Consider the following 13670-nt stretch of genomic DNA (forward strand, 5'->3'; position numbering starts at 1 on the left):
CATGGCCGATGACCTCACCTTCCGTGACTTCACCCGCGGCGAGAAGCTCCGCCTGGTCGCCCTGCACGCGCGGATGGCCAAGCGCGGACTGGCTGGCGACACCGTCGACCTGAGCGACCTGAAACGCAAGGTCGAGCGCATCGAGAAGACCGCTGAGCGCCGCAAGAACGGCAAGTAGCTACACCCCGGGGACGGCGTCCTGCCAGCAAGCCGTCGCCGTCCCCGGGCGTCCCGCACCCCGTGAAGAGGCAGGAAGCCCCCAGCATGACCGAGAACGTCGTACAGCTCTACAAGGACACCCAGGACGCCCAGGACAGCGACACCGTCCCCAGCGTCCTGACCGAGACCATCATCGACGTCATCCAGGACGCCGAGCCCCGCCCCGTCGACCCGCCCGCCGAGCAGGAGCCCGCCGGCACCTGGATCGCCGAGCGGCAGGCCTACCTCGCGGACGCGCCGCCCGTCGTCCCCGCCGCCCTGCGACGCTGGGACGTCTTCAAGGACACCGTCCGCTGGGCAGCGTCCTACTACGGCCACGTCACCGGCTTCCACGCCCTCCGCGCCCCCGTCTACCTCGGCCGTCTCCTGCTGCGCTCCCCGCGCGGCGCCGGACGGCTCATCGTCCGCTGGGGCAAGTGGGTCGCCGACACCGAGGCCCGCCCCGTCGAGGCCAAGGCCGCCGCGTCCGCCGACATCGAGGCGTGGCTGTCCCTGTCCCGCGAGCACTCCCGCCGAGTCCGCCCGCGCCGCATCGCCTCGATCGTCATCGCCACCACCACCGGCATCACCACCCTCGTCAGCTCGTTCCTGGTGCCCGGCTGGACCCTCGCCGCCGCGATCGCCGCGACCGCCCTGGTCGGCACCGCCGGGAAGAAGGGCGACAGGCCGCTGATCACCCGCTACGTCGCCACCAACGTCCTGCGCCGCCTCGACTCCACCGAGGTCTTCGACGCGCTCGCCGCGATCGGCATCGAGGGCAAGAAGGGCCGCCGCGGTGTCGAGTTCGCCGCCGAGGTCATGCGCGACGGCCCCGGCTGGCGCGCCGAGGTCGACCTGCCCCCGGGCATCGAGGCCACCGCCGTCCTGGAGAAGCGGGCCGCCCTCGCCGCCGCCATGCGACGCCCCATCAGCACCGTGTGGCCCGAGGCCGACCGCACCGCCCACCCCGGCCGCCTCGTCCTGTGGGTCGCCAGCCGCGACCCCGCGAAGGCCGGCCGGAAGCTGTGGCCGCTCATGAAGGACGGCCAGGCCGACGTGTACGAGCCCCTGCCCTACGGCTTCGACCCGCGCGGCAACCTCGTCGAGATCACCCTCATGTACTCCAACCTGCTGGTCGGAGGCATCCCCGGCTCCGGCAAGACGTCCTGCGCCCTCGCCATCGTCCTCGGCGTCGCCCTCGACCCCACCGCCGAACTGTGGATCTACGAACTCAAGGGATCCGGCGACCTCGACTCCGTCAAGCCCGTCTGCCACCGGTACGTCTCCGGCGACGAGGACGAGGACCTCGAGGCCGCCCTCGCCGGCATGCGCTCCGGGATCGCCGAGTACCAGCGCCGTGCCGCGTTCATCCGCTCCCTGCCCGCCAGCGAGGTCCCCGAGGGCCGCAAGGTCACCCGCGCGCTCGCCGAGAAGTACCCCGAGCAGAACCTCGGACCGCGCGTCATCGTCATCGACGAGGTCCAGGAGCTGTTCACCCACGACGACTACAAGGACGAGGCCGCCGCCCTGGCCACCCGCCTCATCAAGAAGGCCCGCGCCTACGGCATCATCCTCATCCTGCTCACCCAGAACCCCGACGCCCCGTCCCTGCCGTCCTCCGTCTCCAGCTCGGTCGGCACCCGCCTGTGCCTGGCCGTCATGGACTGGCGGGCCAACAACAACGTGCTGGGCACCGGCGCCTACGACCGCGGTCTGCGCGCCACGGACATCAGCATCGACGAGCAGGGCACCGGCATCCTCGCCCGCGGCCGCGAAGGCACCACCGTGCGCGCCGCGTTCATCAAGCAGACCGAGGCCGATGACATCGCCAAGCGGGCCCTGGCCCTGCGCATCGCCGCTGGCACCCTCACCGGACAGTCCGTCGGGGCCGTCGTCGAGGAACAGGACGTCGAGACCGTTGTCGACCACCTCCGTGCGATCTGGCCCGACGGCATCGAGTCGGTGCACTCCCACCGCCTCGTCGAAGCCCTCGCCCGCTACCGCGCCGACCTGTACGCCCCGTGGACCGAGATGGACACGGCCGCCGCCTCGACGGCCCTGTCCGCCGCGCTGAAGCCCTTCAAGGTCTCGACCCGGCAGATCACCATCCGGGAGTGCTGCGGGGGCGCCAAGGGCCTGCGCTGGGTGGACATCGCGCCCTCCGAGGAGAGCGAGTAGCCCCCCGGAAGCCGGTTTCGGATCAAGCCTGTGGTTTCACCTTGATCCGAAACCGGTTTCGCCCCTGATATCGGATCTGAGCTGCACGGTTTCGAGTTTCGGGGGTACAGGCTGCCCCCGGAAACGGCCCGCAACCAGCCCTCCCGAGACAGCCCGCAGGCGACACCACTGCCGCATCATGGACCCATGCACCCCGCCGACATCCCGCCCGGCTTCTACGGCACCAGCGACGTCGCCAGAGCCCTCGGCATCAAGCCCGCCAGCGTCCGCCTCATCGTCCACCGCGGCCAGCTGCGCCGCTCCGCAGGCACCGAACGCCACCCGCTCTACGCCGTCGCCGACGTCGCCGCGCTCCTCGCCAAGCGCCGCGAGCGCGCTGCTGCTTGACCGCAGGTCAGACAGCGTGTAACGATCTCGGTGAACAACTGTGCCCCGAAGCGGGCACCACAGACGCACGACGAAGCCCCAGCTCGGTCCCCCCGGCTGGGGCTTCGCCGTGTCCAGCGTCCGCCGCCCGGCGCCCAGGGGCAGGGGTGTCCCCCGCGGGTGCGCGGCGCCCGGCGGCGGACCCCATCGTCACAACACGGACACAGGGCCTCCACGGCTGCTCCGCGCAGCGCATGATGCCCCCTCAGCACCCAAAGCCCCGGGGGAACCATGAACACCCGCACAGCCGCCTGCGCCGCCCTCCTCGCCCTCGCCGCCGCCCTCACCGCGTGCAGCACCGGAGACGACGCCAAGGCCGACCCCGCCGCCTGCAAGTCCGCCATGCGCAAGCAGCTCCAGGACGCCATCGACGCCGGCGCGTCAGCCACACCCGGCACCCGCCCCTCCGAGTGCGACGGCGTCGACACCAAGACGATCCAGAAGTACTCAGGCGAGCTCATGGCCGACCAGGTCGGCGACGCCGTCAACAGCGCCCTGCCGTCCGCCACGGACACCGCTGTCGCGGGCGTCAGCCCCGAGTGCCGGGCCTGGATCGAAGACCAACTCCTCAGCACAGGCGGCGGCATCGACGCCACCGAGGGCTACAAGCACTGCGGCAGCCTCCCCGAGGACGAGCTGGACCAGGCCATCGAGGACGTCACCAACAGCCTGCTGACCGCCACGCCCACACCCTGACCCGGGAGGCGCCCGTGGCCAAGAACCCGCGCAACGGGCGCCCCTACCGCAGACTCGTCGCCCAGCAGAAGGCCATGGGCCTGCCCTGCTGGATCTGCGGCCACGACATCCCCGCCAACGTCGACGGCCGTCGCCACCCCTTCGCCTTCACCCTCGACCACGAGCAGCCCCTGTCGAAGGGCGGCGACCTCCTCGACCCCGCCAACGCCCGCTCAGCGCACCGACGGTGCAACAGCGCGCGCGGCAACCGGCCCACCGTCAAGCCCAGCCGACAGAAGCCCGCACTGAGGTGGTGACCATGTCCGATTCACCTGTCGAGCTGCACCTGTGCGCTGAGTGCAAGGGGCTGGAGGTCATCGAGCTGGTGAAGGTGGAGCTGCCTCCGTCTGCCATCGTGGTGGACGGCGTGCGGCTGGCCATCACGGGGGATCGATACGAATGGCCGGATCCCGGCCCGTGCCCGAACAGGCCGACCCCCGGGAGCGGATGACGCGCCGTGCTGTACGTCGTGACCGGCCCGCCGGCCGCAGGCAAGACCAGCTGGATCGAGGGCAAGGCCAAGGCGCGCGACATCGTCATCGACCTCGACCGCATCACCCGCGCCCTCGCCGGGCCCGGAGCCCCCGCCTGGAACCAGGACCCGACCCTGCTGCGCGTCGCCCACAAGGCCCGCTACGCGGCGATGTACGAAGCGTTCGAGCACCGCGACAAGGTCGACGTCTACCTGATCCACACCATGCCCACCGCGAAGTGGCTCGCCCGCTACCGGCGCATGGACGCCACGATCATCTCCGTCGACCCCGGCCGCGACATCGTGATGAAGCGCATCGAGGCCATGCGCGACCCGGAGATGCGCAGGGTAGCGAGCCGCTGGTACCGGCAGAAGAAGACGGCCGAGGCGACTCCGGCCGGCCGCACGCTCGACTGGTGATCAAGGAGCCCGGGACAGTTTTTGGTGGCCTTCCCGAGCGACCCAAACGCCCTTGTCGCCCGATTTTTTACACGGGGCCTGTACTCGCTAATCCGCCGAAGCGAACTCCAGCGATTTAGCAGCCGGTCACCCTGCGTGATGTGACGCTCCGTTACCGGGCCGGAGGTGATCATGGCTACCAACGTCGAAGCGACCTCCGCCGAAATAGCGCAGCTGCACGTCGAGGACCGGTCGCCGGGCCTGGCTCAACTCGCGCTGACGCTGGCCCGCTTGCTCGATGGCGAGGACGGCGCGACCGCGAAGGCGAACGTCGGCCGCGAGCTGCGGGCCGTCATGGTCGAGCTGCGCAAGCTCGCGCCGGTCGCGGCGGAGACGGACCGGGTCGACGAGCTCGCCAAGAAGCGCCAGGACGGGAGGATCCGTGCTCGCCGAGCCTGAGCTGCTGCGTGGTGCCCAGCGTCCGAGGCTGTTCACCGCGCCGCCCACGTTCCTGTCGTCGGCCGGGCTGGAGGCCGTGGAGCTGGCCGCGCACGCCGGCCTCGACCTGATGACGTGGCAGCAGCACATCCTGGACGTGGGGCTGCGCGAGCGGGATGACGGGCAGTGGTCGGCGTTCGAGGTCGCGGTCAACCTGCCGAGGCAGAACGGCAAGGGCGGCGTGATCGAAGCCCGGGAGCTGGCGGGGCTGTTCCTGCTGGGTGAGCGGCTGATCATCCACTCCGCGCACGAGTTCAAGACGGCCCGGGTGGCGTTCCAGCGGATCCAGTCCCTCATCCTCGGCTGCCCTGACCTGCGCAAACGTGTGAAGCGGATGCTGTGCAACACCACGGAGACATCGATCACCCTGGTGACCGGCCAGTCGCTCCAGTTCATCGCCCGCTCCGGTGGCTCGGGCCGCGGCTGGACGGGCGACTGCAACATCCTCGACGAGTGCATGATCCTCGGCGATGACGCGATGGGCGCGCTGATGCCGACGATGTCCGCGGTCGACAACCCGCAGCTGTGGTACCTGGGCAGCGCCGGCATCGGCTCCCCGTCGGTGCAGCTGGGCCGGTTGCGCCGACGCGCTCTGGCTGCCCTGGAGGCCGGGGAGCCGGATCCGTCGCTCGCGTACTTCGAGTGGTCGATCGACCCGCACCTGGACGAGTGTCCGACCGGGTGCATGGACCACGACAACGCGGACGACCCGGCGGCGTGGGCGAAGGCGAACCCTTCACTCGGCTACCTGATCACCCCGGAGTTCGTCCGCAACGAGCAGGCCTCGCTCGGCAGCTCCGGCATCTTCGAGCGCGAGCGGCTCGGCGTCGGCGACTACCCCTCCGACGAGGCGGACACCTGGCAGGTCATCGCCGAGGACGCGTGGCGGGCCCTGGCGGTCGGCGACGTCAAGGAGATCGCCGAGGCGCGCACGACGGCGCCGGTGGTCCTGTCCATCGACATGACCCCCGAGCGGTCGCACGCGGCGATCTGCGCGGCGATCCGGTGGCGGGGCGGCGTGCACGTCACGGTGGTCGACCACCGGCCCGGCACGGGCTGGATCGTCGAGCGGGCCAAGGAGCTGCACGGCAAGTGGAAGCCGCGCTGCTGGGTCGTCGACCCGGCCAGCCCGGCGGCCTCGCTGATCCCCACGCTGGAGGACGCCGAGGAGGGCCTGGGCGTCGAGGTGGTCAAGCCGAAGGCGCGGGAGATGGCGGCCGCCTGCGGCCAGTTCTACGACGCGGTCACCACGCAGTCCCTGACGCACTTCGACGACGCGCCGCTGGCCTCCGCGCTCGCGGGCGCCCAGAAGCGCGACCTGGGCGATGCGTGGGCGTGGGCGCGGCGCACGGTCGGCGTGGACATCAGCCCGCTGGTGGCGGCGACGGAAGCCGCGTGGGGCCTGAGTGCTGAGGTCGAGGACACCGTGGACCCGCTGGACAACATCTTCTGAGGAGGGCCTGTGACCAGGGCGAATGTGGTCGGCGCCCTGGCGTCGGCAACCGGATGGGTGGTGCGCCATCTGCCGGGTCTGGCAGGCGCGGGACTGCTGTCGGCGGCGGCCTGGTCGGTGTACGCACCTGCCGGGCTGGCGGTGGCCGGCGTGTTCTGCCTGCTGGCGGACTGGAGGTCGAGGTGAGCCTGTTCTTCAACTCCCGGGAGAAGCGCGGGATCTTCACCGAGCCGCCGATCCCGCGGCCCGGCAGCAGCTCGATGTTCTCCCGCATCGACCTGTCACAGACCGAGTCCAGCTTGCAGAAGGTCGCCGTGTGGGCCGCCGTCGACCTGGTGGCCTCGCTGACGTCCATCCTGCCCATCGACGTGTACGAGGGCACCGGGGCCGCGCGCAGGGAGCTGCCGCTGCCGAAGGTGCTGGAGGACCCGGCCGGGGACGGCTACGGCACCGCGGACTGGGTGTACCAGTACATGATGTCGCTGCTGCTGCGCGGCAACACCAACGGCCGCGTCGCCGCCCGGGACCGCATCGGCAACCCCACCCAGATCGTGCTGTACCACCCGGACATGGTGCAGGGCTGGCGGGATCTGAAGTCGGGGCTGCCGCAGTGGCGGGCGGGCGGCGAGGAGGTACCCGCCGCCGAGATGTGGCACCAGCGCGCGTACACCATTCCGGGGCGGCTGATGGGCCTGTCGCCGGTGGCCCACCATGCGACGACGATCGCGCAGGGCCTGGCGGCCGCCCGGTTCGGGCAGCAGTTCTTCGAGGAAGGCGGCACGCCATCCGCGCTGCTGACCAACGAGGCGGCCCTGGACGCGAAGCAGGCCGCGACCGCCAAGGCCCGCTTCATGGCGGCGCTGCGGGGCTCGCGTGAGCCGCTGGTGCTGGGACAGGGCTGGAAGTACCAGGCCATCTCGGTGGCTCCGGAGGAGTCGCAGTTCCTGGAGACGCAGAAGTACACGGCCGCCGAGTGCGCCCGGATCTACGGGCCGGGCATGCCGGAGATCCTCGGCTACGAGACCGGCGGCTCGATGACCTACGCCAACGTCGAGCAGCGGTCGCTGGATCTGCTGACCTACGCGCTGGACCGGTGGCTGGTGCGCACAGAGCGCATGTTCACCGCGCTGCTGCCGCCCGGCCAGTACGTGAAGCTCAACCGCAAGGCGCTCGCCCGCACCGACCTGCTGACCCGCTTCCGCGCGCACGCCCTGGCGCTCCAGAACCGGTGGACGACACCGAACGAGGTCCGCGACGTCGAGGACCAGCCGCCCGTGAAGTGGGGCGACGAACCCAACCAGGCGCCCGCGCCGAAGGAACAGATCGACTGACAGGAGGGACGCTGTGAGCGTCAAGAGCGACCGGGCCAAGCGGTCCGGGACCGAGCGGCGCGCGTTCCCCGTGCAGCTCGAGGTGCGCGCCAAGGCGGGCGCCAGCAACGTGTCCACGATTGAGGGCTACGCCTCGGTCACCGAGGAGCCGTTCGAGATGTGGGACTGGCTCGGGCCGTACTCGGAAGTCGTGCGCACCGGTGCCTTCGGCAAGACCCTCGCCGAGAACCCCCAGGTGCAGCTGCTGCTGAACCACGGCGGCCTGGCGATGGCGTACACGAAGGCCGGCAGCCTGCGCCTGTCCGAGGACACCACCGGCCTGCACATGGAGGCCGACGTCTCCACCAAGCGCCACGACGTCGGCGACATGCTCGCGGCCCTCGAGGAGGGCAGCGTGGACGAGATGTCGTTCGCGTTCCGGGTGACCCGCCAGCAGTGGTCCCCCGACTTCGACCAGCGCGACATCCTCGAAGTCGACCTGCACCGCGGCGACGTCTCGGTCGTCAATTTCGGGGCGAACCCCGCAACCTCGGTCGGCGCGGTGCGCGCGGCCGACTTCGACCGCCTCGACGAGGCGGACGCCAAGGCGCTGTACGAGCGCCTCCAGCGCCGGTTCCAGCCCGCCGAGGCTGAACCGGTCACGCTGTCGCTGTTCCAGGCGCAGGCCGCCGTTCTGGGCCTGTAGCCACCCCCTGACGCCTGCACCACCCGAACGCGCCGGAGCCCACGCCGGAGCGTCCCGCGGCATGCCCGCAGGACGCCACCACCTGGGCCACCACCCGAACGGCACGCGGGCGCGACCCACACCCATCACCACCGAAGGGAGCGAGCCATGCTCGCCTACCTGCGCAAGCAGATGCAGAGCGCGCTCGAAGCCCGGGCCGCGCTGAAGACCGAGATCGACGGCATCGTCAAGGCCGCCGAGACCGCCGGCCGGGAGAAGCTGTCGGCGGACGAGCAGAGCGCGTTCGACGCCAAGCGTGCGGAGATCCGCGCGAAGGACGACGAGATCGAGCAGCTCGACGCCCGGATCAAGGAGCTGGAAGAGGACGAGCAGCGCGAGCAGCGCGCCGCCGACATCCACGCCCGGCACGGCCAGGCCGGCGAGCGGCGCGAGCGCGTCACCGTCACCTCGGAGCCGGAGACCTACCGCCGCGGCGGTCAGACTTCCTACTTCCGCGACCTGTTCCGCGCCCAGATGAAGGGCGACACCACCTCGATCGAGCGGCTGTCCCGCAACGACCGCGAGGTGGCCGACCGCCTCCAGCGGATCGCCCGCGGCGCCGAGGAGGCCATCGCCGGCCTGGAGGCCCGCGCACTGACCACCACCGACGGCGCAGGCGGCGAGTTCGTCCCGCCGCTGTGGATGATCAACGACTACATCGCGCTGGCCCGGGGCGGCCGCGTCGTCGCCGACCAGGTCCGCCCAATGGCCCTGCCCCCGAACACCGACTCCATCAGCCTGCCGCGCATCGCGTCGGGCACCGCGGTGGCCGAGCAGACCAACCAGAACACGGCGGTGCAGAACACCGACGCGACCACCAACTCGGTGACCGCGGCCGTGACCACGATCGCCGGTCAGCAGGTCGTCGCTCAGCAGCTGCTCGACCAGTCGCCGATCAACATGGACCAGATCCTGCTCGCGGACCTGGCGGCGGACTACGCGGTCAAGGCCGACGTGTTCGTGATCAACAACAACGCCGCGAACAAGGTGGGCCTGCTCAACGTCTCCGGCCTCAACGCGGTGACCTACACCGACGCGACGCCGACGGTGGCCGAGCTGTACCCCAAGGGCGCCGACGCGGTGCAGCAGATCCACACCGGCCGGTTCCTGCCGGGCGACAAGCACTTCATGCACCCGCGCCGCTGGGCGTGGATGACGGCCGCCGTCGACACCGCGGGGCGCCCCCTGGTGGTGCCCGCGGCGAACATGCCGCAGAACGCGCTGGCCTCGTTCGACGCGGTCAACTCGGAGGGCTTCGTCGGCACGTGGCACGGGCTGCCCGTCTACGTCGACCCGAACATCCCCACCAACCTGGGGGCGGGCACGAACGAGGACCGCATCATCACGCTCCGCTCGACGGACGTCATCTTCTTCGAGGGCACCCCCCAGGCGGAGGCGTTCCGGGAGACGAAGGCCGATCAGCTCTCCGTGCTGCTGCGGTTCTTCAACTACGCGGCGCTGCACGCCTCCCGCTACCCGAAGGCCATCTCCGTGATCTCCGGCACCGGTCTGATCACCCCGACGTTCTGATCCGGTCCGGCCCGGGCGGTCACCGCCGCCCGGGCCCCGGCGGAGGAAGGAGGCAGCAATGCCTGAGCAGGAAACCGCGGCGAACGTCCGCACCGGCGAGACCGTTACCCGCGAGGTGGCCACCGCCGACGAGGCCTACGTTGCCGCGCTGCTGCGCGAACGCGAGGGCTACGCCCGAATGGAGCGCGAGGACCGCGTCCAGGCCGTGGACGCCGAGCTGGAGCGCCTGGGCTACGTCTGGGAAGAGAAGGTCGTCGACGACGGCGAGGACGAGGACGCCGGGGGCGACGGCAAGGACGGGCCACCGGCACCGCCGGCGGATCCGGTGACCGAGCCCAAGGAGACGGCCGCCGAGTCCAAGCCGCGCCGCACCGCCCGCACCAAGAGCTGAGGCCGCCATGGCGCTGCTGACGCTTGCCGAGGCGAAGGCCCAACTCGACATCACCACCGACACGGAGGACGCCGAGCTCCAGGCCTACATCGACGCGCTGACCGCGCCCATCGAACGGCACGTCGGCCCGGTGGAGATCCGCACGGTGACCGAGGTCGTCGACGGCCGCGCGGCGCTGGTCCTCACCCAGGTTCCAGTGGTGTCCCTGACGTCGCTCACACCGCTCACCACGGGCGGGACGGCGATCGGGACGGACGAGGTCTTCCTCGACAAGGACAGTGGCGTCATCCACCGCCTCAGCGGCGGCTCGTTCGCGGGCGGCCCGTGGACCGCCGTCTACGAGGCAGGCCGGGGCGAGGTGCCGCCCACCATCAACCTCGCCGCCCGGATCCTGCTCCAGCACCTGTGGCGCACCCAGTACGGGGCATCCCGGGGGCTGTCCTCAGTCGGCGGCGGGGACGACTTCCTCGTCACCGAGCAGATCGCAGGCTGGGGCTACGCCATCCCCAACCGGGTGCTCCAGCTGCTGGAGCCGTACAAGGTCCCGCCGGGGGTGGCGTAGATGGAGACCTCCCGCGTACCCGCAGCCGTCAACGCGCTGCTGGCGATCCTCCAGGCGGCCCCGGCCCTGGCGGACATCCGCATCGTCGACGGCCCGGAGTCGGTCAACCTGACCGAGAAGCACCGCATCCACGTCGGGTGGCAGCCCGGCGGCGACTCCGCGGTTGCCCTCCAGCAGTCCTTCAACGCGGCCGGGGCCCGCACCCGCGACGAGGCCTTCACCATCGCCTGCTACGCCGAAAGCCGGGCGGGCGACAAGGACATGGCCGCCCGCCGCACGAAAGTCTTCGAGATCGTGGCGGCCGTCGAGACGGCGCTGCGCGCCACCAACGAGGCGCCGACCGCGCCGACCCTGAACGGCACGGTGCTGTGGGCGCACCTGACCGCCGGCGACCTGTCCCAGTGGCAGAGCGAAGGCGCCAACGCGGGGCTCAACTTCACGGTGACCTGCCAGGCCCGTATCTGATCCACACCAGCAGAGGAGTACAGCCATGGCGCGTGTGCGCTACCTGGGGCCGGAGCCGGTGACCGTGCCCGAACTCGGCCCCGAACGGGTCGTCCACCCCGACGAGGTGGTCGAGGTGCCCGACGCCCGTTTCGAGGGCTACGTCTGCCAGACCTCGAACTGGGAGGCGGTCGAGGAGCCGCGGCCCGAGGAGACCGAGGCGCCGACGCCGGCGCCGCGGAAGAGCGCGGCCAAGCCGCAGAAGGGGGACTGATCCATGGCGATCGGATCCGGGCTCGGCGCACAGATCGGTATCAGCGCCGAGGCCTCCTACGGCACCTTCCTGGCGCCCACCAAGTTCATCGAGTTCACCAAGGAGAGCTTGGTCCTCAAGAAGACGACCGCCCAGTCCGCGGGCATCGCGGCCGGTCGTCTGCTGCCGCTGTCCGCGCGCCGCGTGCTGACCCGCAAGGAGGTGCAGGGCTCGCTGGAGATGGAGGTCTCCAACAAGGGCATGGGCCTGCTCCTCCAGCAGCTCATGGGCACCACGGTGACCCCCGTCCAGCAGGGCGTCACCACGGCCTACCTCCAGACCCACACCCTCGCCTCGGTCGCAGGCAAGTCCCTGACGATCCAGAAGGGCGTGCCGCTGACCACGGGCACGGTCACGGACAAGACCCTCGTCGGCTGCAAGATCACGAGCGGCGAGTTCGCCTGCGGTGTCGGCGAGATGCTCACCGCCAGCTTCGAGATCGACGGCAAGGACTGCGACGAGTCCCAGACCCTGGCGGCCGCCAGCTACAGCAACATGAGCCCGTTCCACTTCGGGCAGATGGCGCTGAAGACCGGCACGTTCGGGGCGGAGACCGCGCTCGACGGCATCCGCAAGGTCTCCGTGAAGGTAGAGAGGCCGCAGGACGTCGAGCGGTTCTACGCCAACCAGGCGGCCCTGAAGAAGGAGCCGATCGAGAACGACCAGGTCAAGATCACCGGCAGCCTGGAGACGGACTACGTCGCCACCACGCTCGACGACCTGCACACCTCGGACGGGGCGACGTCCCTGGTGTGGGAGTTCGTGGGCCCGCTGATCGCGAGCACGTTCTTCGAGACGTTCCGCATCACGCTGCCCGCGGTCCGTTTCGACGAGGGTCCGCCGGTGGTCGATGGGTTCGGCGTCATCAAGCCCACGTTTTCCTTCACCGGGCTGTACGACGGCACCAACCAGCCGAAGATCGAGTACATCTCGACCGACGTCACCCTGTGAGCGGGCCGTGACCCGCGACGTGCGGATCCTCAACACCGGCAGCCTGCTGGAGCTGTCACGGCGCCTGCGCGCTGCCGGTGGCGAGAACATCCGCCAGTCCATGCACCGCCGTATCCGGCGCGCCGCCGAACCGCTGCGCGACGACTTGCAGTCCACGATGCGCGGCCTGGACATCCGTAGCCAGGGACGGCGCACCCGGCCCGGCGGCCCCTCGCCGAACACCCGCCCCCTGCGGGAAACCCTCGCCGCGGCCATCCGCATCAGCGTCCGCACCGGCAACGCCATGGGCGCCACCGTGTGGATCGACAAGGGCCGCCTGCCCCGCGACCTGTGGGGCGTGCCTGGCCAGCTCAACGACGGCCGCTTGCGCCATCCCACGTTCGGCAACAAGTCCCGCGGCGGCTGGGTCAACCAGTACGCCTCGCCGCCCTGGTGGGACACCACCGTCCGCCGACACCGCCCCCGCATGGAACAGGAGGTGGCCCGCGTCCTCGACGACGTGCGGCGCCGCCTCGAATAGGAGCACCCCGTGATCATCGTCTTCGCACCCAAGGACCGCGAGCAGCAGACGTTCGACGCCGGCCGCGGCAAGCTGCGCGCCTCCGAGATCCAGATCATCGAGCGCACCGCCGACGCCCGCTGGCCCGACATCAAGGAAGGCGTGGCTCGCGGCGACATTCACGCCATGCGCGTGGTCGTGTGGGCCATCCGCAAGCGCACCGAACCAGCCCTCAGGTTCGGCGACTTCGACCCGTTCGAGGGCGAGCTGTACTCGCGCCTCGACGCGAACGAGGTCCGGGCCTACGCCGAGTCTCTGTTCGAGCAGTACCGGGAGAACCCCGACGACCTCGCCGAGGCGTTCGACGAGCTGCGCGACTCGGCGTTCGACCCGGAGGACGCCGCGACGGCAATCGCCGACGTGACGGCCCCAAAAGACCCGGTACCCGCCCCGGAGTCGCTGCCGGAGGCGACGGAGGAAGCTTCACCGAGCGACGGCTGACCTACCTGCCGCTGTTCGGGCTGCACTTCGGCTACACCCCTCGCGATGTCGACGACCTCACCGAG

20 protein-coding genes are annotated in these 13670 nt (G+C 70.8%); all 20 read left to right on the forward strand.

Annotated features, from left to right (window positions below; genetic code table 11):
* The first annotated feature begins 1 nt into the window (after position 1).
* The 20 genes from OHN19_RS18940 (at position 2) to OHN19_RS19035 (ending at position 13605) form a co-directional block, all read left to right on the forward strand.
* The gene (locus OHN19_RS18940; RefSeq protein ID WP_330265312.1) at positions 2-178 is read left to right on the forward strand and encodes a DUF6257 family protein; all 177 of its coding nucleotides are present in this window, start codon (positions 2-4) and stop codon (positions 176-178) included.
* Between the two features lie 86 nt (positions 179-264).
* Positions 265-2376 carry an FtsK/SpoIIIE domain-containing protein gene (locus OHN19_RS18945; protein ID WP_330265313.1) on the forward strand — a complete coding sequence of 704 codons (2112 nt, stop codon included), beginning with the start codon at positions 265-267 and terminating at the stop codon, positions 2374-2376.
* Positions 2377-2562: 186 nt separating this feature from the next.
* A complete protein-coding gene (locus OHN19_RS18950) occupies positions 2563-2763 on the forward strand; it encodes a hypothetical protein (RefSeq protein WP_330265314.1) in 201 nt (66 codons plus the stop codon).
* 270 nt (positions 2764-3033) lie between these two features.
* Entirely contained in the window at positions 3034-3498 is a 465-nt protein-coding gene (locus OHN19_RS18955) for a hypothetical protein (protein ID WP_330265315.1), read from the forward strand.
* A gap of 14 nt (positions 3499-3512) precedes the next feature.
* Positions 3513-3794: an HNH endonuclease gene (locus tag OHN19_RS18960; protein ID WP_330265316.1), complete on the forward strand. Its 282-nt coding sequence runs from the start codon at positions 3513-3515 to the stop codon at positions 3792-3794.
* Between the two features lie 2 nt (positions 3795-3796).
* Positions 3797-3988: a hypothetical protein gene (locus OHN19_RS18965; protein ID WP_330265317.1), complete on the forward strand. Its 192-nt coding sequence runs from the start codon at positions 3797-3799 to the stop codon at positions 3986-3988.
* A 6-nt stretch (positions 3989-3994) separates the two neighbouring features.
* The gene (locus OHN19_RS18970; protein ID WP_330265318.1) at positions 3995-4429 is read left to right on the forward strand and encodes a hypothetical protein; all 435 of its coding nucleotides are present in this window, start codon (positions 3995-3997) and stop codon (positions 4427-4429) included.
* A 171-nt stretch (positions 4430-4600) separates the two neighbouring features.
* On the forward strand, positions 4601-4867 hold the full coding sequence (locus tag OHN19_RS18975) for a hypothetical protein (protein ID WP_330265319.1): 267 nt from the start codon (positions 4601-4603) through the stop codon (positions 4865-4867).
* Positions 4851-6359 (forward strand): terminase, encoded by a 1509-nt coding sequence (locus OHN19_RS18980; protein WP_330265320.1) that lies wholly within the window; start codon positions 4851-4853, stop codon positions 6357-6359. Before OHN19_RS18975 ends, OHN19_RS18980 begins: the two co-directional genes overlap by 17 nt.
* Before the next feature lie 9 nt (positions 6360-6368).
* Entirely contained in the window at positions 6369-6545 is a 177-nt protein-coding gene (locus tag OHN19_RS18985) for a hypothetical protein (protein ID WP_330265321.1), read from the forward strand.
* On the forward strand, positions 6542-7690 hold the full coding sequence (locus tag OHN19_RS18990; protein WP_330265322.1) for a phage portal protein: 1149 nt from the start codon (positions 6542-6544) through the stop codon (positions 7688-7690). Before OHN19_RS18985 ends, OHN19_RS18990 begins: the two co-directional genes overlap by 4 nt.
* Positions 7691-7703: 13 nt before the next feature.
* A complete protein-coding gene (locus OHN19_RS18995; RefSeq protein ID WP_330265323.1) occupies positions 7704-8375 on the forward strand; it encodes an HK97 family phage prohead protease in 672 nt (223 codons plus the stop codon).
* Positions 8376-8522: 147 nt separating this feature from the next.
* On the forward strand, positions 8523-9944 hold the full coding sequence (locus OHN19_RS19000) for a phage major capsid protein (protein WP_330265324.1): 1422 nt from the start codon (positions 8523-8525) through the stop codon (positions 9942-9944).
* A 58-nt stretch (positions 9945-10002) separates the two neighbouring features.
* Positions 10003-10335, forward strand: a complete 333-nt coding sequence (locus OHN19_RS19005; protein ID WP_330265325.1) for a hypothetical protein — start codon at positions 10003-10005, stop codon at positions 10333-10335.
* A gap of 7 nt (positions 10336-10342) precedes the next feature.
* Positions 10343-10897, forward strand: coding sequence for a phage head-tail connector protein (locus OHN19_RS19010; RefSeq protein WP_330265326.1), 555 nt, complete (start codon positions 10343-10345; stop codon positions 10895-10897).
* Complete coding sequence (locus OHN19_RS19015) at positions 10898-11362, forward strand: hypothetical protein (RefSeq protein ID WP_330265327.1); 465 nt, start codon at positions 10898-10900, stop codon at positions 11360-11362. It begins immediately after the preceding gene.
* A gap of 25 nt (positions 11363-11387) precedes the next feature.
* Positions 11388-11615 carry a hypothetical protein gene (locus tag OHN19_RS19020; RefSeq protein WP_330265328.1) on the forward strand — a complete coding sequence of 76 codons (228 nt, stop codon included), beginning with the start codon at positions 11388-11390 and terminating at the stop codon, positions 11613-11615.
* Positions 11616-11618: 3 nt separating this feature from the next.
* Positions 11619-12605: a phage tail tube protein gene (locus OHN19_RS19025; RefSeq protein WP_330265329.1), complete on the forward strand. Its 987-nt coding sequence runs from the start codon at positions 11619-11621 to the stop codon at positions 12603-12605.
* A gap of 7 nt (positions 12606-12612) precedes the next feature.
* Entirely contained in the window at positions 12613-13125 is a 513-nt protein-coding gene (locus OHN19_RS19030; RefSeq protein WP_330265330.1) for a hypothetical protein, read from the forward strand.
* A 9-nt stretch (positions 13126-13134) separates the two neighbouring features.
* Positions 13135-13605: a hypothetical protein gene (locus tag OHN19_RS19035; RefSeq protein WP_330265331.1), complete on the forward strand. Its 471-nt coding sequence runs from the start codon at positions 13135-13137 to the stop codon at positions 13603-13605.
* Positions 13606-13670 lie beyond the last annotated feature (65 nt).

It is taken from the genome of Streptomyces griseorubiginosus (genome assembly GCF_036345115.1).
Lineage (GTDB): Bacteria > Actinomycetota > Actinomycetes > Streptomycetales > Streptomycetaceae > Streptomyces > Streptomyces griseorubiginosus_C.

Excerpts from the sequence above, each read along its gene's own strand:
- OHN19_RS18940 (WP_330265312.1), top strand. The coding sequence starts at position 2 with ATGGCCGATGACCTCACCTTCCGTGACTTCACCCGCGGCGAGAAGCTC.
- OHN19_RS18945 (WP_330265313.1), top strand. The coding sequence starts at position 265 with ATGACCGAGAACGTCGTACAGCTCTACAAGGACACCCAGGACGCCCAG.
- OHN19_RS18950 (WP_330265314.1), top strand. The coding sequence starts at position 2,563 with ATGCACCCCGCCGACATCCCGCCCGGCTTCTACGGCACCAGCGACGTC.
- OHN19_RS18955 (WP_330265315.1), top strand. The coding sequence starts at position 3,034 with ATGAACACCCGCACAGCCGCCTGCGCCGCCCTCCTCGCCCTCGCCGCC.
- OHN19_RS18965 (WP_330265317.1), top strand. The coding sequence starts at position 3,797 with ATGTCCGATTCACCTGTCGAGCTGCACCTGTGCGCTGAGTGCAAGGGG.
- OHN19_RS18975 (WP_330265319.1), top strand. The coding sequence starts at position 4,601 with ATGGCTACCAACGTCGAAGCGACCTCCGCCGAAATAGCGCAGCTGCAC.
- OHN19_RS19000 (WP_330265324.1), top strand. The coding sequence starts at position 8,523 with ATGCTCGCCTACCTGCGCAAGCAGATGCAGAGCGCGCTCGAAGCCCGG.
- OHN19_RS19005 (WP_330265325.1), top strand. The coding sequence starts at position 10,003 with ATGCCTGAGCAGGAAACCGCGGCGAACGTCCGCACCGGCGAGACCGTT.
- OHN19_RS19010 (WP_330265326.1), top strand. The coding sequence starts at position 10,343 with ATGGCGCTGCTGACGCTTGCCGAGGCGAAGGCCCAACTCGACATCACC.
- OHN19_RS19015 (WP_330265327.1), top strand. The coding sequence starts at position 10,898 with ATGGAGACCTCCCGCGTACCCGCAGCCGTCAACGCGCTGCTGGCGATC.
- OHN19_RS19020 (WP_330265328.1), top strand. The coding sequence starts at position 11,388 with ATGGCGCGTGTGCGCTACCTGGGGCCGGAGCCGGTGACCGTGCCCGAA.
- OHN19_RS19025 (WP_330265329.1), top strand. The coding sequence starts at position 11,619 with ATGGCGATCGGATCCGGGCTCGGCGCACAGATCGGTATCAGCGCCGAG.